Origin of the sequence: Clavibacter sp. B3I6 (assembly GCF_030816895.1) — a bacterium.
Lineage (GTDB): Bacteria > Actinomycetota > Actinomycetes > Actinomycetales > Microbacteriaceae > Clavibacter.
The window spans coordinates 113786-133535 of record NZ_JAUSYL010000001.1; the positions used below are offsets into that span (position 1 = coordinate 113786).

Consider the following 19750-nt stretch of genomic DNA (forward strand, 5'->3'; position numbering starts at 1 on the left):
GCCCGCTGAGGACCCACGGAAGCAGAGAATGACTGAACGACAGATCCGCCTGTTCGGCGATCCGGTGCTGAAGACCGTCTCCTCGGAGATCCGCGAGATCGACGAGGGCGTGCGCGCCCTGGTCGAGGACCTCCTCGACAGCGTGCGGCCCGACGGCCGGGCCGGGGTGGCGGCGGCGCAGATCGGCGTGAACCTCCGGGCGTTCAGCTACGACGTGGGGCCGGCGTTCGGCTACATCCTCAACCCGGTCATCGAGGAGCTCCGCGGCGAGGCCGTGCTCGTCGACGAGGGCTGCCTCTCGGTGCCCGGCCTGTGGTTCCCCACGATGCGCCACCCCGAGGCCGTGATCAGCGGCATCGACCTGGACGGGAACGCGGTCCGCCTCGAGGGCACGGGCGTGCTCGCGCAGGCGTTCCAGCACGAGGTGGACCACCTCGACGGCCTCGTGTACCTCGACCGGCTCGACAAGCAGCGCCGCCGCGAGGCGATGAAGCAGGTGCGCGAGTCCGACTGGTTCTGATCCGGTCCCGGTTCCGGTCCCGCGCACGTGCACGGGACCGGCGACCGGGCGTCAATGCACCAGCGAGTGGCCCTCGGTGTTCGGCGCCGCCTCGTAGATCCGGGTGATGACGTCGGCGAACGCGTCGAGCACCACCTGGCGCTTGATGCTGAGCTTCGGCGTGAGGTGCCCGGCCGCCTCGGTGAGCTCCACCGGGAGCACCACGAACTTCCGGATCGACTCGGCGCGCGAGACCGTCGCGTTGGCCGCGTCGACCGCGCGCTGCACCTCGGCGAGCACCGCGGGGTTCTGCGACGCCTGCTCGAGCGTCAGCGACGGGTCCTGGCCGTTGTTGCCGAGCCAGACCTTGAGCATCTCGGGGTCCAGCGTGATGAGCGCCGAGATGAACGGCCGCCGGTCGCCCGCGACCACGACCTGCCCGACGAGCGGGTTGGCGCGGATCGGGTCCTCGAGCGCGGCGGGCGCCACGTTCTTGCCGCCCGCCGTGACGATGATCTCCTTCTTGCGTCCCGTGATCGTGAGGTAGCCGTCCGCGTCGTAGCTGCCGAGGTCGCCCGTGCGGAACCAGCCGTCGTCGAAGACGGCCGCGGTCGCCTCCTCGTCCTGCCAGTAGCCGTCGAAGACGTTGACGCCCTTGACCTCGATCTCGCCCTCGTCGGTGATCCGCGTGGAGACGCCGGGGAGCGCGGGCCCCACGGTGCCGATCCGGAAGCCGGCGACGAGGTTCACGCTCACGGGTGCCGTCGTCTCCGTGAGCCCGTAGCCCTCGAGGATGGTGAGCCCGAGCGAGCGGTAGAAGTGGCCGAGCCGGAGGCCGAGGGGCGCGGACCCGCTCACCGCGTAGCGCACGCGACCGCCCATCGCCTGCCGGATCTTCGAGTAGACGAGCGCGTCGAACAGCGTGAACTGCAGCGCGAGCGCCAGCGGCACCTTCCCCGCGTCGACCGCGACCGAGTGCGCGTACGCGACCTCGGCGGCCTTCCGGAACACCTTGCCCCGGCCGGCGCCCTCCGCCTTCTGCTCCGAGGAGTTGTAGACCTTCTCGAACACGCGCGGGACGGCGAGCAGGAACGTCGGCTTGAACGACGCGAGCGCGGGGAGGAGCTGCGTGGTGTCGGCCTGGTGGCCGGTCTTCACGCCCGCCTGCACGTTGAGGATCGAGATGAAGCGCGCGAACACGTGCGCCGTCGTGATGAACAGCAGCGTGGACGCGCCGACCTGCACGACCTCGCTCATCGCGACCTCGGCGTTCCGCGCGAGCTCGACGAAGTTCGCGTGGGTGAGCACGCAGCCCTTGGGCCGTCCCGTGGTGCCCGACGTGTAGATCAGGGTCGCCATGTCGGAGCCCACGGCGATGTTGCGTCGGCGCTCGATCTCCTCGTCCGGCACGTCGACGCCCTGCCGCGCGAGCTTGTCGAGGTCGCCGAGGTCGATCTGCCACACGTGCCGCACCGCGGGCAGCTCCGGGTGCACCTCGTCGAAGCGGGAGAAGTGCTCGGCGGACTCGAGGACCACGGCGACGCTGCCGGAGTCCTGCATGTTCCAGTGCACCTGGCCGGGGGAGGACGTCTCGTAGACGGGCACGAGGACGCCGCCGGCGAAGAAGACCGCGAAGTCGACGAGCGTCCACTCGTAGCGCGTGCGGCACATCATGCCGATGCGCTCGCCCGGCTCGATGCCGGCGGCGACGAAGCCCTTCGCGAGGGCGACGACCTGGCGGTGGAACTCGGACGCCGAGACGTCGGTCCACCCGCCGGACCCGTCCGGCAGCGCGAACAGCGGAGCGTCGGGGCTCGTCCTCACGCGGTGGACGAGGACGTCGGTGACGTTGTCCTCGGGTCTCGCCTCGACGGCGGCGGGCATGGTGTGCTGTTCCACGGCAGCTCCTTCGGTACCGGAAATGGTGGGGTCAGCTTAACGGCGGCCGGCGCCCCCGCGCTCGTCCCCGGTCGGGGGCGTCCGGCGCGTCACTAGGATCGACTGGCGAGACGAACGGAAGGGCCCGCGGAGTGCATGCAATCGGGATAGACATCGGCGGGACGAAGATCGCGGGAGCCGTGGTCGACGAGCTCGGCGTCATCGCGGCGGAGGACCGGGTCCCGACCGAGGCGAGCAGCCCGGACGCCATCGTCGAGGCCGTCGTCGGCATGGTCGAGCGCCTGCGCGCCCAGCACCCCGACGCCGTGGCCGTGGGCGTCGCGGCGGCCGGCTTCATCGACGCCGCGCAGTCCACCGTCTACTACGCCCCGAACATCAACTGGCGCAACGAGCCGGTGCGCGAGAAGCTGCGCGGCCGGATCGACCTGCCCATCGTCATCGAGAACGACGCGAACGCCGCCGGCTGGGCCGAGTTCCGCTACGGCGCGGGCCGTCTGGTCAGCGACATGGTCACCCTCACCATCGGCACCGGCGTGGGCGGCGCGATCGTCGCCGACGACCGCCTCTTCCGCGGCGGGTTCGGCGCGGGCGCGGAGCTCGGCCACATGCGCGTCGTGCCCGACGGACTGCCGTGCGGCTGCGGCGCCCGCGGCTGCATCGAGCAGTACGGTTCCGGCCGCGCGCTCCTCCGCACCGCCGACGAGCTCGCGGACCTCGGCGGCACGCACGGTGCGGGCCTCGCCGCGCGCCGCCAGGAGGTGGGCACGCTCACCGGCCACGACGTGAGCGACCTGATCCAGGCCGGCGACCCCGGCGCCCTCCTCGCCCTCCGTCGCCTCGGCGGCTGGCTCGGGGAGGCGGCCGCCAGCATCGGCGCGATCCTCGACCCGCAGATGTTCGTCATCGGCGGCGGCGTCGCCCAGGCAGGCGACCTCCTGCTCGACCCGATCCGCGATGCCTACCTCGCGCACCTCCCGGCCCGCGGCTACCACCCGGAGCCGGAGTTCCGCATCGCCGAGCTCGTGAACGACGCCGGCGTCGTGGGCGCGGCCGACCTCGCCCGCCTGCACGCCGCCGCCCTCCGTCACGGAGCCTGACGCCGGGCGGCCCGGTCCCCGCCTGCCGGGCGCGGGCGTCGCCGCTGGCTATGCTGGATCCGACCCCGCCCGGAAGGTGGCCATCCGATGTTCTACTGGTTCATGAAGAACCTGGTCGCGGGACCCGTCCTCCGCAGCACCTTCCGCCCCTGGGTCACCGGCCTCGAGAACATCCCCGCGAAGGGCGGCGTCATCCTCGCGAGCAACCACCTGTCGTTCATCGACTCCGTGTTCCTGCCGCTCCTGGTCGACCGCAACCTCGTCTTCCTCGCGAAGAGCGACTACTTCACGGGCACCGGCCTCAAGGGCTGGGCCACGAAGATGTTCTTCACCGCCACGGGCATGCTCCCCATCGACCGGTCCGGCGGCAAGGCCTCCGAGGCGTCGCTCAACACGGGGCTCCGCGTCCTGGCCGAGGGCCGGATGCTCGGCATCTACCCCGAGGGCACCCGCAGCCCCGACGGCAAGATGTACCGCGGCCGCACGGGCGTCGCCCGCATGATCCTCGAGGGGGAGGTCCCGGTCGTCCCGATCGCGATGATCGACACCGAGAAGGTCATGCCCATCGGCACGCGCATCCCCAAGGTCCGCCGGATTGGTGTGGTCATCGGCGAGCCGCTAGATTTCAGTAGGTTCGCCGGCCTCGAGGGAGATCGGTTCATCCTCCGCTCCATCACCGACGAGATCATGTACGAGCTCTCGAGGCTGAGCGGCCAGGAGTACGTCGACGTCTATGCGACCTCGGTCAAGGAGAAGCGCGCGAGCGCGGCCCGCTGACCGTCTCCCGCACCGCCTCCACCGCGCACCACGCGCACGACACGAACCGGGATCCCACCGTGGCCTCTGAGCACCTCGTCCCCGCCCACCCCGACGTCCTCGCCGGACTCGACCACTGGCGCACGCTCGAGGTCAAGCAGCAGCCCGCCTGGCCGGACGCCGCCGCGGTGCACGCCGCCAGCGCCGAGATCGCGCTCCTGCCGCCGCTCGTGTTCGCGGGCGAGGTCGACCAGCTGCGCAGCCGCCTGGCCGCCGCCGCCGACGGCCGCGCGTTCCTCCTCCAGGGCGGCGACTGCGCCGAGACCTTCGCCGGCGCGACCGCCGACCAGATCCGCAACCGCGTGAAGACCGTGCTGCAGATGGCCGTCGTCCTCACCTACGGCGCCGCGATGCCCGTCGTGAAGATGGGCCGCATGGCCGGCCAGTTCGCGAAGCCCCGGTCGAGCGACTCGGAGACGCGCGGCGACCTGACGCTGCCCGCCTACCGCGGCGACATCGTCAACGGCTACGACTTCACCCCGGAGTCCCGGGCGGCGGATCCCGCGCGGCTCGTGAAGGGGTACCACACGGCCGCCTCCACGCTGAACCTCATCCGCGCCTTCACGCAGGGCGGGTTCGCCGACCTGCGCGAGGTGCACAGCTGGAACAAGGGATTCGCCGCGAACCCCGCCAACCAGCGCTACGAGCAGCTCGCCCGCGACATCGACCGCGCCATCAAGTTCATGGAGGCCGCGGGCGCCGACTTCGACGACCTCAAGCGCGTCGAGTTCTACACCGGCCACGAGGGGCTGCTCATGGACTACGAGCGGCCCATGACCCGCATCGACTCGCGCACCGGCACGCCGTACAACACGTCGGCGCACTTCATCTGGATCGGGGAGCGCACGCGCGACCTCGACGGGGCGCACGTCGACTTCCTGTCGCGCGTCCGCAACCCGCTGGGCGTCAAGCTCGGCCCGAGCACCACGCCCGAGACGGTCCACGAGCTCATCGAGAAGCTCGACCCGGATCGCGAGCCCGGCCGCCTCACCTTCATCACGCGCATGGGCGCCGGGAGGATCCGGGATGCCCTCCCGCCCCTGCTCGAGGCCGTCAAGGCGTCGGACGCGAACCCGCTGTGGGTCACCGACCCGATGCACGGCAACGGCCTGACCACGCCGACCGGCTACAAGACCCGTCGCTTCGACGATGTGGTCGACGAGGTCCAGGGCTTCTTCCAGGCCCACCGGGCGGCGGGCACGCACCCGGGCGGCATCCACATCGAGCTCACCGGCGACGACGTCACGGAGTGCCTCGGCGGCTCCGAGCACATCGACGAGGCCACCCTCGCGACGCGCTACGAGTCGCTGTGCGACCCGCGGCTCAACCACATGCAGAGCCTCGAGCTCGCGTTCCTCGTCGCGGAGGAGCTGGCGGCCGCGCGCGGCTGAGCCGCATCCGGCGCATGACGCCCCGTCGCCCTCGAGGCGGCGGGGCGTCGTCGTGTCCGCGCCGGGGAAGGGAGCGGGGATCAGCCGGAGGCCGTGATGCCGAGGTTGATCGTCGAACCGCGCCGCGCGAGCGCCTGCGCCTCGGGGCTCGCCGAGGCGACCCGCGTGATGCTGTTGGGCAGCGCGTCCCAGAACGCCGAGTACGCGTACTTGAACCCGGCCGCGTCGAGCGCTGCCTTCGCCTCGTCGCGCGTGAGCCCGACGACCGCCGGGACGGCGACGAGGTCGGGGCCCTTCGACACCTCGAGCCCCACCGTGCTGCCCGGCGCGCCGTCGAGCCCGGAGCGGACCGGGTCCTGGTTCACGGGGTAGACCGAGATGACCTCGCCCTTCTCCACGTCGTCGCTGAAGCTCTGCTTGCCGGCCTCGCCGACGAGGCCCGCCTGGGCGAGCGTCGCGACGGCCTGGTCGACCGAGCGCCCGTTGACGTCCGGGATCGGGCCGGCCGCGACCACCAGGGTCACCGGCTGCTGCTCGGGGTACTGGGCGCCGATGGGCGCGCCGGCGGCGTCGAGGACCTGCACGACCGTGCCCTCCTCCGCGTCGCCGTACTGGCGGATGGTCGACTCCTGCACCACGAAGGGCACGTCCTGCAGCCGGGTCCGGGCGTCGCCCTCCGCGCTGCCGACCACGTCGGGCACGTCGAGGAGCTGCGGGCCGGTGGAGGCGTAGACGGTCACGGTGGATCCCTGGTCGACGGGCGTGCCCGACGCCGGATCGCTGCGGGTCACGTGCCCCACCGCGACGTCCACGCTCGGCTCCTCGGCGCGCGCGACCACGAAGCCCTGGCCCTGCAGCGTGCCCGCGGCGTCGTCGACCGCCATCTCCGCGACGGTCGGGACCGGCACGCGCGCTCCGGGTCCCTGGCCGTAGTACCAGCCGGTGCCGCCCGCGAGGGCGGCGAGCATGACGATGAGGAGGGCGAGCACCCAGCCGCGCGCGCGACGGCGCTGTCCCGCCGAGACCAGCGCGGCGACGGACTCCGGCTCGGAGCGCTCCGTCTCCTGCCGCAGCATGACGGGCGGACCGCCGACCACCTGCGTCTCGCCCGTCGTGACGGGCGGCAGCGCCGGGGCGCTCGGGAACACCACGGTGCGCTGGAGCGGGGCGGGGTCGCCGGACCGCGCGTCGAGCCGGTTCTGGACGGCGTAGAGCTCGTCCAGGAGGGCCCGGGCGTCGCGGGGGCGCTGCTCGGGATCCCGCGCGGTCGCCCACAGCACCAGCTCGTCGAGCTCGACGGGCACGGACGCGTTGGCGATGCTGGGCGTCGGCACCTGGTCGTTGGCGTGCTGGTACGCGATCTGCATGGGCTGCTCGCCCTTGAAGGGCTGCTCCCCGGCGAGCATCTCGTACATCATGATGCCGACGGCGTAGATGTCGCTGCGGGTGTCCGCGATGCCCCGCGTGACGAGCTCGGGGGAGAGGTACGCGATCGTGCCGAGGAGCGCCTGGCCGGTCGCGGTGTTCGCGCTGACGGCGCGCGCGAGGCCGAAGTCGCCGATCTTGATGCGCCCGTCGTCCGCGAGCAGCACGTTCTCGGGCTTGAGGTCGCGGTGCACGATCCCGGCCTTGTGCGCGGCGGCCAGCCCCGACAGCACGGCCTCGAGGATGTCGAGGGTCTGCTCGGGCGTCAGCCGCTCGTACTCCTGGAGCAGCTCGCGGAGCGTCATGCCGGGCAGGTACTCCATGACGAGGTACGCCATGTCCGAGTCCTGGCCCTGGTCGAAGACGTTCACGACGTTGGGGTGCGCGAGGCGCGCAGCGGACCGCGCCTCCTGGATGAAGCGGTCGCGGAAGGCGCTGTCGTCCGCGAGGTGGCCGTGCATGACCTTGACGGCCACGCGGCGCTCCAGGCGCAGGTCGGTGGCGACGTAGACCGTCGCCATGCCGCCGCGCGCGATGCGGGACCTGACCTGGTACCGGCCGTCGAGGAGACGGCCGATCATCGGGTCGGTCGGGCTGGAGGTCACTGGATGATTCTAGGGATCGACGGTGTCCCGGCCTCCCCGGCACACCGGTGCGCCGCCGCGCGGGTGCGCACGCCGATCGGCGTCAGCCGATCTCGTCGAGCCAGGCCCAGGCCGAGGCCTCCCACTTGGCGTACGCGTCCGGGTAGGCCGAGTACTGCACGGCCTGCGCCGCCTGCGTGACGGTCATGGACTTCCAGCCGGCGATGTCCAGCAGACCGCGCGTCGCTCCCGGGTTCGGGTTGACGGGTCCGCCGAAGAACGCGCGGGACGCGAAGACGGGGTCGTTCAGCTGGGCGGGCTGGCCCCAGCCCTGGCTCGGACGCTGCTGGAACAGGCCGATGGAGTCGCGGTCGCCCCAGTCGAGGTTGCGGAGGGTGGACTCCTGGGCTGCCGTCGCGAGCGCGATGACGAGGCCGTAGTCGCTGACGCCGGCGTCCCGTCCGACCTGCACGATGGCGCGCGCGTTGCGGCGCATCTCGTCGGTCAGGATCGTCGTCCCGTGGAGCGACGCGACCTGCACGACCGCGGCGGAGGCGTGCGGGATGGTGAGCTTGCTGCCGGCGTAGATGATGCTCGACCAGTTGAGGCCGTTGGCGTTCAGGAGGTCCTGCACCGTGACGCCGGACTCCTGGGCGATGCTGTGCAGCGTGTCGCCGGTCTCGATCGTGTAGGTGCCGGACAGCCCCGCGGTCGCGGCGGGCGATGCGCTGGCCGGCGCCGCGGGAGCGGAGGGTGCGGCGGGAGCCGACGCGCCGGGGATCGTGAGCCGGTTGCCCGGGAAGATCGTGCTCGTGGCCTGCAACCCGTTGGCCTGGAGGACGGCGGACGTCGAGACGCCGTGCTTGCCCGCGATGCCCGACACGGTGTCGCCGGCGACGACCGTGTAGCTCGCCCCGGACCCGCGGGGCGCCGTCGCGGGCGCCGGGGTGGAGGAGGAAGCGCCGGAGCCGCCGAGGGTGAGGGTCTGGCCGGGGAAGATGGTGGTCTTCCAGCCGAGGCCGTTCTGCGCGAGCACCGACGCGGTGGAGATGCCGAAGCGGCCGGCGATGCCGGAGACGGTGTCCCCCTGCTCGACGACGTACGTGGCGGGTGCGGCGACCATGGGCGCGGCGGCCGGGGCGACGGCGGGCGCGGCGACGCGCGGGATCTTCGTCTGCGTGGGACCGGACTTGGCCTTCGGCACGCGCTTGACGGGAGCGGCCTCGGCGGGCGTCGCCATCCCGAGGCTGACGGCGAGCGAGCCGACCAGCACGATCGGCATGGTGGCGAGGAGCGCCTTGGAGCGGCGGGCTGCCGAGCGTCCGGTCGAGGAGTCCGCGGACCGGCTGGGGTCGCGAGGAGGGGTGGGTTCGGTCATGGGCATGTTGGTCTACTCCGGCCGTCGTGCTCGATTCCCTGATGCAGGAGTTCCACGTTAACACGCAGGGGAAGCAGAGCGCACATAAGTGACGGATGTGGCTGGAGTGAACAGCGACACGCCTGTTCGGCGGATGGGCAGCTGCATCCACCCCTCACCCCCTGCGCGGCGCCACGACGGTCCCTGTCCCGCCCGCGGCCCGGGACGTGCCAGCATGAGAGACGTGAACGAGCCCTATTCCGACCGTGAGTGGTTGACCGTCCCCGATCTCGTCGACCTCCTGGGTCTCACCGTGAGCCGCGTCCGACGGCTCATCGAGGACCGGCGCCTGCTGGCCGTCCGCCTCGACGGCGTGCTGAAGGTCCCGGCCGTGTTCCTGCGCGACGGCGAGCCGCTGTCGGAGCTCCGCGGCACGATCATGGTCCTCGGCGACAACGGGTTCACCGACGAGGAGGCCATGGACTGGCTGCTGACGGAGGAGCCGAGCCTCAGCGCCGCTCCCGTCGACGCGCTCCTGGCCGGACGCAAGGCCGAGGTGCGACGGGTGGCGCAGGCGACGGCCTGACCCGCTCCACCGGCGTCCGCCGACGTGCGCGATCCGCGACGGTCCCGGGTCCGGTCAGGTGACGCGGCGCGTGACGCTGTCGACGAGCAGCTCGAGCTGGTTGCGCGCGCGGGCGCCGATGGGCGCCTCCCGCAGGGCGGCGAGCGACTCCCGCACGTGGCGCGCGATCATCCCCTCCACCTCGTCCAGCGCACCGCTCTCCCGCAGGATGGACTGGAGCGCGCGGATCTGCTCGTCGTCGAGGTCGGGGTCCCCGAGCAGCGCGTCCACGGTGCGCCGCACGCCGTCCGGCAGCCGCCGCCGCGCGAGCGCGATGAGGACCGTGCGCTTGCCCTCGCGGAGGTCGTCCCCGCTGGGCTTGCCCGTCACGTCGCTGTCGCCGAAGACGCCGAGCACGTCGTCGCGCAGCTGGAACGCGATCCCGAGCGGGAGGCCGACGGCGCGCAGCGCGGCGACCTGCTCCGGCGTGGCCCCCGCGAGGCTGGCGCCCACGACGAGCGGCGCCTCGATGCTGTACTTCGCGGACTTGTAGACGATCACGTTGTGGGCGCGGGCGAGGGTCTCGTCCTCGGGGACGGTCGGCCACGCCACCTCCTCGAGCACGTCGAGGTACTGGCCGACCGTCACCTGCGTGCGCATGGTGGCGAGCTCGGCGCGGGCGGCCCGCGCGGCGGAGCCGTCCGCGAGCGCCAGCAGCGAGTCGATGAGGAGCTCGTCGCTCCAGCCGAGGAGCAGGTCGCCCAGGAGGATGGCGCCGGCCTCGCCGAACGCGGCCGACGACCCGCCCCAGCCGCTCGACGCGTGGAGGGTCTCGAGGCGCCGGTGGGCGGCGGGCCGACCGCGACGGGTGTCGGAGCGGTCGATGATGTCGTCGTGCACGAGCGCGGCCGCGTGGAAGACCTCGAGGCCCGCGGCGACCCCGACGACGGCCCGGTAGCCGGGTCGCTCCGCGCCCTCCGGGCGTCCCGCGGGGGAGGGCTCGAGGTCGATGACCGACCGCCAGCCCCAGTAGCAGAACTGCGCGCGGAACCTCTTGCCGCCTCTCAGCAGATCCGAGGAGAACTCGTGGATGCGCACAAGATCCGGGCTGATCTCCCGGAGTCCCGCCGCCTGCGCCGTCAGGAAGTCGTCGAGGCGGGTCTGGACGTGGCTGACGAGGCGGTCGCTTTCGGGCACCCGCCTAGCCTAGCCAGGGGCAGGGAGCTAGAATTCACGGGTGAACACCAACGCGTCGTCCCGAGCCTGAGGGGAACATGATGCCGCTTTCCGAGCAAGAGCAGCGCCTGCTGGAGGAGATGGAGCGCAGTCTCTATCACAACGACGCGGACTTCGTGGCGACCGTCAGCGGTCGCCGCAGCAGACCCAACTACACGATGGTCGTCGTCGGGGTGCTGGTCATCGTGCTGGGCATCGCCGCCCTCGCCGCCGGCGTCATCACCAAGCTGGCCATCATCGGCATCCTGGGCTTCGCGATCATGATCGTGGGCGCGCTGCTCATCTTCAGCCCGCGCGGCACCGTCGAGGACGCGTCGCCGACGAACGCCCCGCGTGCTCCCGGCCGCGGAGGCGGCGCGCGACCGGCCTCCTCGTCGTCCTTCATGGACCGGATCAACGAGCGCTGGGAGAAGCGCCAGGGCGGTCGGGACTGACCACCCGCTGAGGCGGTCCTCCACCGCCCTCCACTCGACCCGAAGGGGCCGATCCCGTACCGGGGTCGGCCCCTTCTCGCGTCTCCCACACCCCTCCCGGTCCCTCCCCAGCGCCCTCCGCGCGGTCCTCCGACCCCCCGGAGGGCGCTTCCGCGTGCCCGCGGCGCGCCGGGAGCGAGACATCCCTCCACATCCCTCCCCGCCGCACCGCCCCCGGATCCACGGCGATCGGAGCCCGCACCCCGCGAATTCACCCCGGCGCTCTGGCGGTCGGTGGAGGGGTGTGGAGTAAAGTGGAGCAAGTCCTGAACCACGGCCGGAGAGACAGGGGGTGTCGGTGTGTTCCTCGGTACCCACTCGCCCCGCCTCGACGACAAGGGGCGGCTCATCCTCCCCGCCAAGTTCCGCGACGAGCTCGAGGGCGGCGTCGTCATGACCCGCGGCCAGGACCGCTGCATCTACGTGTTCACCACGCGCGAGTTCGAGGAGCTGCACGACCGCATGCGCCAGGCGCCGCTCGCGAGCAAGCAGGCGCGCGACTACATGCGCGTCTTCCTGTCCGGGGCGAACGCCGAGACGCCGGACAAGCAGCACCGCATCACCATCCCGCAGGCCCTCCGCACCTACGCCGGACTCGACCGCGAGCTCGCGGTCATCGGCGCGGGCAGCCGCGTCGAGATCTGGGACGCCGGCACGTGGGACGAGTACCTCACCGCCAACGAGAGCGCGTTCGCCGACACCGCGGAGGAGGTGATCCCCGGCCTGTTCTGACCCCGGCCCCTGACTCCCAGCCGTCCGACGCCCTGCCGCACTTCCCCGGTGGCAGGTCGGGACGGATGGGGATCAGGAGCCGCGGACAGGGCAGCGGGATGCCATGGCCCTCGACGACATCCACACCCCCGTCCTCCTCGCGCGGTGCCTCGAGCTGCTCGCCCCCGCCCTCCAGGGCGAGGGCGCCGTGCTGGTCGACGCCACCCTCGGCATGGCCGGCCACTCCGAGGCGTTCCTCGACGCGATCCCCGGGCTCCGCCTCGTGGGGCTCGACCGCGACCCCGACGCCCTCGCCATCGCGGGGGAGCGGCTCGCCCGCTTCGGCGACCGCGTCCACCTCGTGCACACGGTCTACGACGGCATCGGCCGCGCGCTCGACGGGCTGGGCATCGGCGAGGTCCAGGGCGTCTTCTTCGACCTCGGCGTCTCCTCGCTCCAGCTGGACCGCGTGGAGCGCGGCTTCTCCTACTCGCAGGACGCGCCGCTCGACATGCGCATGGACGGCACCGCCGGGCTGACCGCGGCCCAGGTCGTCGCGGAGTACGACGAGCTCGAGCTGCGGCGGATCTTCTACGACTACGGCGAGGAGAAGCTCGCCCCGCGCTACGCCAGCCGCATCGTGCAGGCGCGCGAGCTGGAGCCGATTACCACGTCCGCGCGGCTGGTCGAGATCATCCAGCAGGCGACCCCGGCCGCGGTGCAGAGGGCCGGGCACCCGGCCAAGCGCGTGTTCCAGGCGCTGCGGATCGAGGTCAACCAGGAGCTCAGCGTGCTGGCCCGGGCCATGCCCGCGGCCATCGACCGCCTCGCCGTCGGCGGACGCGTCGTCGTCGAGTCGTACCAGTCCCTCGAGGACCGGATCGTCAAGCGCGAGCTGCGTGCCCGCTCCACCAGCACGGCCCCGGTCGGGCTCCCCGTGGAGCTCCCCGAGCACCGGCCCGAGCTGAAGCTCCTCGTCCGCGGCGCCGAGCTCGCGGACCAGGACGAGATCGCCCAGAACCCCCGCGCCGCATCCGTACGGCTGCGCGCCGCCGAACGAGCCAGGAGGCGACACGCATGACCGATGCAGCACGCGCGACCGCGCGTCCCCGGATCCGGCCGTCCGCCGAGCCCGCACCGCGCCACATCGAGGTCGTCGCCACCCGCGGACAGCGACGCGCGCGGCCCCGCACCGTCTACGCGCTCATCGTCGTCGGCGGGCTCTTCGTCGTCCTGCTCGCGCAGCTCCTGCTCTCCATCGGGCTGTCGGACGGCGCGTACGCCATCCAGTCCCTCCAGCAGCAGCAGAAGGAGCTCGACCGGACGCACCAGTCGCTGACCGAGGACGTCGACCGGCTGTCGTCCCCGCAGAACCTCGCGCGGAACGCGCAGGCGCTCGGCATGGTCGCGAGCGCGTCGCCCTCCTTCCTGTCGCTCGACGGCACGATCCAGGGCACGCCGCAGGCGGAGGACGGCGCGACCACGCCGCTCACCGCGGACACGCTCATCGGCAACTCGCTCCTCTCGGGCGTCCCGCTGACGATCGAGAGCGACCCGGCGAAGCGCGCCGCCGCGGTCCAGGCGGCCACCGCGCAGGACGGCGGCGCCGCCGTCGACCCGGGCTCGGCCATCCCCGGATCCGCCGAGGCGGTGGGCGGAGTGACGGCCGGGAGCGTGAGCGCGCCTCCCGCCTCCGGCGCGGCCTCCGGGCTAGCGTCGGCCACGGCGATCCCCACCCCCACGACCCGCTGACGCGCGCCCCGCTGAGGGGCCGCGGACGCCGCACGACCCCGCGCCGACCGAGCATCGCACCGCCCCGCAGGCACCGAGAGGAAAACCCGAGTGAGCACGATCTCGAACCGACGGCGCATCGCCTTCTCGCTCATCGCGATCCTCGCCGTCATCGGGGTCTTCGTCGTGAAGCTCATCGACATCCAGGTCGTGCAGGCCACGGAGCTCAACGAGGCCGCGCTCGGCAAGCGGGCGATCTCGCAGACGCTCCCGGGCGTCCGGGGCAGCATCTACGACGCGCAGGGCAAGGTCCTCGCCGACAGCGTCCTCCGCTACGACGTGACGATGGACCCCTCGAAGGCCGGTGACTTCACGCGCACCGTCACGGGCGACGACGGCAAGCCCGCCAAGCAGGACGTCACGCTCGCCGAGGCGGAGGCGCAGCTGGGCGCGATCACCGGGCAGAGGCCCGAGGAGATCGACGGGCTGATCGACGGCGCCCTCGCCAAGGACCCGGACTCGCTGTTCGCCTACGTCACCAAGGGCGTCGACGTGGAGGCGTACCTCGCCATCCGGGACCTCGAGATCCCGTGGATCTACTTCCAGGCGGTCTCGAGCCGCACGTACCCGAACGGGCAGATCGCCGGCAGCATCCTCGGCTACATCGCCGGCGACGGCACCGTCAAGGCCGGGCTCGAGCAGGAGTACGACTCGTGCCTGTCCGCCGAGGACGGCGCGCAGACGTACGAGCGCGGTGCCGACGGCGTCGCCATCGCGGGCAGCACCGTGACGCAGAAGCGGGCCGTGGACGGCAGCGACGTGATGACGAACATCGACACGGACCTCGAGTACTTCGCGCAGACCGCCGTGGCGGAGCAGGCCGTGAAGGTGGGCGCGGACTACGGCCACGCGACCATCGTCGAGGTGAAGACGGGCAAGGTCATCGCGGTCGCCGAGTACCCGTCCGTCGACCCGAACGACGTCACGGCGACGAAGCCGGAGGACCGGGGGAGCCGGGCGTTCGGCTCGCCCTTCGAGCCGGGATCCACCCTCAAGGCCGTGACGGCCGCCGCCCTCGTCGACTCCGGCAAGGCCGACGCGTCCACCCGCGTGGTCGCGCCGTACACGTTCACGCGGCCCGACGTGAGGCTCAGCGACAGCTACGTCCACCCCGACCTGCGCTTCACCCTCGCGGGCGTCCTCATGGACTCCTCCAACACGGGCATCTCGGCGCTCGGCGAGCGCCTCCCGGCCGCCGACCGCTACGACTACCTGAAGGCCTTCGGCGTCGGCGAGAAGACGGCCATCGACTTCCCCGGCGAGAGCAGCGGCCTCATCCGCCCGTGGCAGGACTGGGACCCGCAGACCAACTACGCGACCATGTTCGGCCAGGGCCTCACGACCACGGCGCTGCAGGTCGCGAGCATCTACCAGACCATCGGCAACCACGGCGTGAAGCTCCCGCTGTCGCTCGTCGCGGGCTGCAAGCAGGCCGATGGCACCGTGACGGACCAGCCCTCCACCGAGGGCACGCAGGTCGTCTCGCCGGAGGCCGCCGAGTCCACCGTGAACATGCTCGAGACGGTCGTCACCTCCGGGCACCTCGCAAAGGACCTCACGATCCCCGGCTACCGCGTCGCCGCGAAGTCCGGCACGGCGCAGGTGGCGGAGGCCGACGGCAAGTACGGGAAGAACTACCTGGTGTCGATCGCGGGGCTCGCGCCGGCCGAGGACCCCCAGTACGTCGTGTCGATCAGCCTGGCCAATCCGGATACCATGAAGTCCTCGGCGGCTGCGGCGCCGGTCTTCCAGAAGATCATGTCCCAGGTCCTGAAGACCTACCGGGTCCCGCCCTCCAGCGTGCCGTCCCCGAACCTCCCGACGACCTACTGAGAGATGAGGGCGATGACCTCCCCTGCCACTCCCGCCCTCCGCCCCGAGCATCCCGTCGCACGGTCGCTGTCCGGCCTCGTGCGCGACTTCGCGCTCGACGTCGTCGGCGACGTGGACGACGTCGAGGTCACGGGCGTCACGCTCTCGTCCGGGGACGTCCAGCCCGGCGACCTCTACGTCGGCCTCCGCGGAGCACGCGCCCACGGCGCGCGCTTCGCGACCGACGCGGCCGCCAGCGGCGCCGTCGCGGTGCTCACCGACCCCGACGGCCTCGCCGACGCGCAGGCGTCCGGCCTCCCCGTGATCCTCACCCCCGACCCGCGGGCCGCCCTCGGCGACATCGCCGCGTGGGTCCACCGCTCGGCGGAGGACCCGGCCACCCTCTACGGCGTCACGGGCACCAACGGCAAGACCAGCGTCGTCTACCTGCTCGACGGGCTGCTCCGCCAGCTCGGCGTCGTCACCGGCCTCACCTCCACGGCCGAGCGGCGCATCGGCGAGGAGAGCATCACGAGCCGCCTCACCACCCCGGAGGCGAGCGAGCTGCACGCGCTCCTGGCGCGCATGCGCGAGGCCGAGGTCCGCGCCGTCACGATCGAGGTCTCCGCGCAGGCGCTGTCCCGCCACCGCGTCGACGGCCTCGTGTTCGACGTGGCCGCCTTCATCAACCTGAGCCACGACCACCTCGACGACTACGCCGACTTCGAGGAGTACTTCGAGGCGAAGGCCGCGTTCTTCGACCCCGACCGCGCCCGCCGCGGCGTCGTGTCGCTCGACACGGAGTGGGGGCAGCGGATCGTCGACGGCTCCCGGATCCCGATCACCACCATCTCCACGAAGCCCGGCGTCGAGGCCGACTGGACCGTCACGGTGCTCGAGCAGACCCCCGACTCCACGGGCTTCCGCCTCGAGGGGCCCGACAACCGCGTGCTCGTCTCCCGCGTGCCCGTGCCCGGCTGGTTCATGGCCGCGAACGCCGGCCTCGCCATCGTGATGCTCGTCGAGTCCGGCTACGACCTCGACGCCGTGGCGCACGTGCTCGACCGCGACGGCGGCATCCGGGCCTACATCCCGGGCCGCGCCGAGCGCGTCTCCGGCGACCGGGGCCCCCTCTTCTTCGTCGACTACGGCCACACGCCCGACGCCTTCGAGCAGACGCTGCGGGCCCTGCGGCCGTTCACGCCGGGCCGGCTGGTGATGGTGTTCGGGGCCGACGGCGACCGCGACACCACGAAGCGCGCCGAGATGGGCGCGATCTCCGCCCGGCTCGCCGACGTCGTGGTCATCACCGACTACCACCCGCGCTACGAGGACCCGGCATCGATCCGCGCGTCGCTCATCGCGGGGGCGCGGGCCGCGGTGCCCGACCGCGAGATCCACGAGGTGCCCGACCCCGCGACCGCGATCCGCACGGCGGTGTCGCTGGTCGGCGAGGGGGACACCATCCTCGTCGCCGGACCCGGGCACGAGGACTACCACGAGGTGGCCGGGCGCAAGATCCCGTTCTCCGCCCGTGACGACGCGCGCGCGGCCCTCCGCGACGCAGGCTGGAGCTGACATGATCGCCCTCACCCTCGCCGAGATCGCCGAGGCGGTCGACGGCCGCCTCCTGCTCCGGGGCGACGCCTCGGCGCAGACCGTCGTCGACGGCGCGGTCGACACCGACAGCCGGCTCATCGCGCACGGCGGGATCTTCGTCGCCAAGCCCGGCGAGGAGACCGACGGCCACCTCTTCGCGCCCCAGGCCGTCGAGGCGGGCGCCGCGCTCCTCCTCGTCGAGCGCGAGCTCGACCTGGCCGTGCCCCAGGTGCTCGTGCCCGACGTGGTCGACGCGCTCGGCCGGCTGGCCCACGAGGTCGTCGCCCGCGTGCGCGCGATCGGCGACCTGCGGATGGTCGCGGTGACCGGATCCAACGGCAAGACGACCACCAAGAACCTGCTGCACGCGATCCTCTCCACCCAGGGCGAGACCGTGTCGCCCGTCGCGTCCTTCAACAACGAGGTCGGCGCGCCCCTGACGATGCTCAAGGTCACGCGCACGACGCGCTTCCTCGTGGCGGAGATGGGCGCGAGCGGGCTCGGCGAGATCACGCGCCTGGTGCGCATGGCGAAGCCCGACGTCGGCATCGTGCTCACGGTGGGCCTCGCCCACGCGGGCGGGTTCGGCGGCATCGAGCGGACGCTCGCGACCAAGACCGAGATGGTCCAGGACCTCCTGCCCGAGGACACGGCCGTCCTCAACGCCGACGATCCGCGGGTCGCCTCCATGAGCGACAAGACCCAGGCGCCCGTGCTGTGGTTCGGCCGGGACGCGCGCGCCGCGGTCCGCGCGACCGACATCGTCGCGTCCGCCGCGGGCACGACCTTCACGCTGCACCTGCCCGACGGGTCCGAGCGTCCCGTGTCCTTCCGCGTGCTCGGCGAGCACCACGTCACCAACGCGCTGGCCGCGGCGGCCGGCGCCTGGGCGCTCGGCGTCGACGGCGACGCGATCGTCTCCGCCCTGCAGACCGTGCAGCGCGCCGAGCGGTGGCGGATGGAGGTGCTCGGCGGGAACGGCGTCACGGTCATCAACGACGCCTACAACGCGAGCCCCGACTCCATGGCGGCGGCGCTGCGCACCCTCGCGCAGATCAAGGGACCCGACCAGCGCACGGTCGCGGTCCTCGGCGAGATGAGCGAGCTCGGCGAGTTCTCCGAGGAGGAGCACGACCGCGTGGGCCTCCTCGCGGTGCGCCTCAACATCGGCCAGCTCATCGTGGTGGGCCGGCCCGCGCGCCGCCTGCACCTCGAGGCCATCGCGCAGGGCTCCTGGGACGGCGAGTCGATCTTCGCCGAGGACGCCGCCGAGGCCCGCGAGGTGCTCGACCGGATCCTCCGCGACGGCGACCTCGTGCTGGTGAAGTCCTCGAACTCCGCGGGGCTCCGCTTCCTCGGCGACGAGCTGGGGGAGAAGTACGCGTGGTAGCCCTCCTCTTCGCGGGCGCCTTCTCGCTCGCCTTCACGCTCTTCCTCACACCGCTCTTCATCAAGCTGTTCCACCGCCTGCAGTGGGGCCAGTTCATCCGCGACGACGGCCCGCAGACGCACCACACCAAGCGCGGCACGGCCACGATGGGCGGCATCGTCATCATCCTGGCGAGCGTCATCGGCTACTTCGTGGGGCACCTGCTCACGTGGGACGGGGTCGGGTTCGACCCCGTGACCCCGTCGGGCCTGCTCGTGGTGTTCATGATGGTGGGCCTCGGCTTCGTCGGGTTCCTCGACGACTACCTCAAGACCCGCAAGCAGCAGTCCCTCGGGCTCGGCGGCTGGCAGAAGATCGCCGGCCAGGTGCTCGTCGCGGCCGTCTTCGCGGTGCTCGCCATCACGCTGCGCGACCCCGTGTCGGGCCTCACGCCCGCGTCCACCGCCATCAGCCTGTTCCGCGACCTGCCGCTCGACTTCATGGCTCTCGGCGCGGTCATCGGCACGGCGCTGTTCATCGTGTGGATCTGCCTCATCGTCGCGAGCACCTCGAACGGCGTCAACGTGGCCGACGGCCTCGACGGATTGGCCGCGGGCGCCTCCATCTTCTCGATCGGCTCCTACGTCATCATCGGCTTCTGGCAGTTCAACCAGTCGTGCGACAGCGTCTCCAGCTACCAGAACGAGTACCGCTGCTACGAGGTGGCGAGCCCGCTCGACCTCGCGATCATCGCGGCCTCCATCGTCGGCGCCCTCATCGGCTTCCTCTGGTGGAACACCTCGCCCGCGCAGATCTTCATGGGCGACACCGGCTCCCTCGGCCTCGGCGGCGCCCTCGCGGCCCTCGCGATCCTCAGCCGCACCGAGCTGCTGCTCGTCTTCATCGGCGGCCTGTTCGTGATCGTCGCGGGCTCGGTGATCCTGCAGCGCATCTACTTCAAGCTCACCCATGGCAAGCGCATCTTCCTCATGAGCCCGCTGCATCACCACTTCGAGCTGAAGGGGTGGGCGGAGGTCACGGTCGTCGTGCGCTTCTGGATCATCGCCGGCCTGCTGGTCGCGGCCGGCGTCGGCACCTTCTACCTGGAATGGATCACGCAGTAGAG

General features: G+C 72.2%; 17 protein-coding genes. 13 read left to right on the forward strand and 4 right to left on the reverse strand.

Annotated features, from left to right (window positions below; genetic code table 11):
• Nucleotides 1–28: 28 nt before the first annotated feature.
• Nucleotides 29–520 carry a peptide deformylase gene (locus tag QFZ62_RS00515; protein ID WP_307500826.1) on the forward strand — a complete coding sequence of 164 codons (492 nt, stop codon included), beginning with the start codon at nucleotides 29–31 and terminating at the stop codon, nucleotides 518–520.
• A 51-nt stretch (nucleotides 521–571) separates the two neighbouring features.
• On the opposite strand, the gene QFZ62_RS00520 is transcribed toward QFZ62_RS00515, so the two are convergent.
• Entirely contained in the window at nucleotides 572–2398 is a 1827-nt protein-coding gene (locus QFZ62_RS00520) for a long-chain fatty acid--CoA ligase (protein ID WP_307500827.1), read from the reverse strand.
• A gap of 131 nt (nucleotides 2399–2529) precedes the next feature.
• Between QFZ62_RS00520 and QFZ62_RS00525 the strand changes: the two genes are divergently transcribed.
• From QFZ62_RS00525 to QFZ62_RS00535, 3 genes are all read left to right on the forward strand, one after another.
• Nucleotides 2530–3495 (forward strand): ROK family glucokinase, encoded by a 966-nt coding sequence (locus QFZ62_RS00525; protein WP_307500828.1) that lies wholly within the window; start codon nucleotides 2530–2532, stop codon nucleotides 3493–3495.
• Nucleotides 3496–3582: 87 nt separating this feature from the next.
• The gene (locus QFZ62_RS00530; RefSeq protein ID WP_307500829.1) at nucleotides 3583–4272 is read left to right on the forward strand and encodes a 1-acyl-sn-glycerol-3-phosphate acyltransferase; all 690 of its coding nucleotides are present in this window, start codon (nucleotides 3583–3585) and stop codon (nucleotides 4270–4272) included.
• A gap of 59 nt (nucleotides 4273–4331) precedes the next feature.
• A complete protein-coding gene (locus QFZ62_RS00535) occupies nucleotides 4332–5702 on the forward strand; it encodes a class II 3-deoxy-7-phosphoheptulonate synthase (RefSeq protein ID WP_307500830.1) in 1371 nt (456 codons plus the stop codon).
• An 80-nt stretch (nucleotides 5703–5782) separates the two neighbouring features.
• On the opposite strand, the gene pknB is transcribed toward QFZ62_RS00535, so the two are convergent.
• On the reverse strand, nucleotides 5783–7732 hold the full coding sequence (pknB, locus tag QFZ62_RS00540) for a Stk1 family PASTA domain-containing Ser/Thr kinase (RefSeq protein WP_307500831.1): 1950 nt from the start codon (nucleotides 7730–7732) through the stop codon (nucleotides 5783–5785).
• A gap of 82 nt (nucleotides 7733–7814) precedes the next feature.
• Nucleotides 7815–9095, reverse strand: coding sequence for a LysM peptidoglycan-binding domain-containing protein (locus QFZ62_RS00545; protein ID WP_307500832.1), 1281 nt, complete (start codon nucleotides 9093–9095; stop codon nucleotides 7815–7817).
• A 208-nt stretch (nucleotides 9096–9303) separates the two neighbouring features.
• Between QFZ62_RS00545 and QFZ62_RS00550 the strand changes: the two genes are divergently transcribed.
• Nucleotides 9304–9654: an Rv2175c family DNA-binding protein gene (locus QFZ62_RS00550; RefSeq protein ID WP_307500833.1), complete on the forward strand. Its 351-nt coding sequence runs from the start codon at nucleotides 9304–9306 to the stop codon at nucleotides 9652–9654.
• A gap of 54 nt (nucleotides 9655–9708) precedes the next feature.
• Here the strand turns inward: QFZ62_RS00550 and QFZ62_RS00555 are convergent, their stop codons facing one another.
• Nucleotides 9709–10830: a polyprenyl synthetase family protein gene (locus tag QFZ62_RS00555; protein ID WP_307500834.1), complete on the reverse strand. Its 1122-nt coding sequence runs from the start codon at nucleotides 10828–10830 to the stop codon at nucleotides 9709–9711.
• 77 nt (nucleotides 10831–10907) lie between these two features.
• Here QFZ62_RS00555 and QFZ62_RS00560 point away from each other — a divergent pair, with 77 nt between their 5' ends.
• The 8 genes from QFZ62_RS00560 (at nucleotide 10908) to mraY (ending at nucleotide 19748) form a co-directional block, all read left to right on the forward strand.
• Complete coding sequence (locus tag QFZ62_RS00560) at nucleotides 10908–11303, forward strand: DUF3040 domain-containing protein (protein ID WP_307500835.1); 396 nt, start codon at nucleotides 10908–10910, stop codon at nucleotides 11301–11303.
• 339 nt (nucleotides 11304–11642) lie between these two features.
• Nucleotides 11643–12074, forward strand: a complete 432-nt coding sequence (gene mraZ / locus QFZ62_RS00565) for a division/cell wall cluster transcriptional repressor MraZ (RefSeq protein ID WP_012038555.1) — start codon at nucleotides 11643–11645, stop codon at nucleotides 12072–12074.
• Between the two features lie 103 nt (nucleotides 12075–12177).
• Nucleotides 12178–13134: a 16S rRNA (cytosine(1402)-N(4))-methyltransferase RsmH gene (gene rsmH, locus QFZ62_RS00570; RefSeq protein WP_307500836.1), complete on the forward strand. Its 957-nt coding sequence runs from the start codon at nucleotides 12178–12180 to the stop codon at nucleotides 13132–13134.
• Nucleotides 13131–13805 carry a hypothetical protein gene (locus QFZ62_RS00575; protein ID WP_307500837.1) on the forward strand — a complete coding sequence of 225 codons (675 nt, stop codon included), beginning with the start codon at nucleotides 13131–13133 and terminating at the stop codon, nucleotides 13803–13805. The genes rsmH and QFZ62_RS00575 overlap by 4 nt, the downstream gene beginning before the upstream one ends.
• 90 nt (nucleotides 13806–13895) lie before the next feature.
• On the forward strand, nucleotides 13896–15677 hold the full coding sequence (locus QFZ62_RS00580; RefSeq protein ID WP_307500838.1) for a penicillin-binding protein 2: 1782 nt from the start codon (nucleotides 13896–13898) through the stop codon (nucleotides 15675–15677).
• A 12-nt stretch (nucleotides 15678–15689) separates the two neighbouring features.
• On the forward strand, nucleotides 15690–17234 hold the full coding sequence (locus tag QFZ62_RS00585) for a Mur ligase family protein (RefSeq protein ID WP_307500839.1): 1545 nt from the start codon (nucleotides 15690–15692) through the stop codon (nucleotides 17232–17234).
• A gap of 1 nt (nucleotide 17235) precedes the next feature.
• Nucleotides 17236–18645 (forward strand): UDP-N-acetylmuramoyl-tripeptide--D-alanyl-D-alanine ligase, encoded by a 1410-nt coding sequence (gene murF / locus QFZ62_RS00590; RefSeq protein WP_307500840.1) that lies wholly within the window; start codon nucleotides 17236–17238, stop codon nucleotides 18643–18645.
• Nucleotides 18639–19748, forward strand: a complete 1110-nt coding sequence (gene mraY / locus QFZ62_RS00595; RefSeq protein WP_307500841.1) for a phospho-N-acetylmuramoyl-pentapeptide-transferase — start codon at nucleotides 18639–18641, stop codon at nucleotides 19746–19748. Before murF ends, mraY begins: the two co-directional genes overlap by 7 nt.
• Nucleotides 19749–19750 lie beyond the last annotated feature (2 nt).

What these genes read in the sequence shown, in the direction of transcription:
- QFZ62_RS00515 (WP_307500826.1), top strand. Translation starts at nt 29, where the DNA reads ATGACTGAACGACAGATCCGCCTGTTCGGCGATCCGGTGCTGAAGACC.
- QFZ62_RS00530 (WP_307500829.1), top strand. Translation starts at nt 3,583, where the DNA reads ATGTTCTACTGGTTCATGAAGAACCTGGTCGCGGGACCCGTCCTCCGC.
- QFZ62_RS00545 (WP_307500832.1), bottom strand. Translation starts at nt 9,095, where the DNA reads ATGCCCATGACCGAACCCACCCCTCCTCGCGACCCCAGCCGGTCCGCG.
- QFZ62_RS00550 (WP_307500833.1), top strand. Translation starts at nt 9,304, where the DNA reads ATGAGAGACGTGAACGAGCCCTATTCCGACCGTGAGTGGTTGACCGTC.
- QFZ62_RS00560 (WP_307500835.1), top strand. Translation starts at nt 10,908, where the DNA reads ATGATGCCGCTTTCCGAGCAAGAGCAGCGCCTGCTGGAGGAGATGGAG.
- rsmH (WP_307500836.1), top strand. Translation starts at nt 12,178, where the DNA reads ATGGCCCTCGACGACATCCACACCCCCGTCCTCCTCGCGCGGTGCCTC.
- QFZ62_RS00575 (WP_307500837.1), top strand. Translation starts at nt 13,131, where the DNA reads ATGACCGATGCAGCACGCGCGACCGCGCGTCCCCGGATCCGGCCGTCC.
- QFZ62_RS00585 (WP_307500839.1), top strand. Translation starts at nt 15,690, where the DNA reads ATGACCTCCCCTGCCACTCCCGCCCTCCGCCCCGAGCATCCCGTCGCA.
- murF (WP_307500840.1), top strand. Translation starts at nt 17,236, where the DNA reads ATGATCGCCCTCACCCTCGCCGAGATCGCCGAGGCGGTCGACGGCCGC.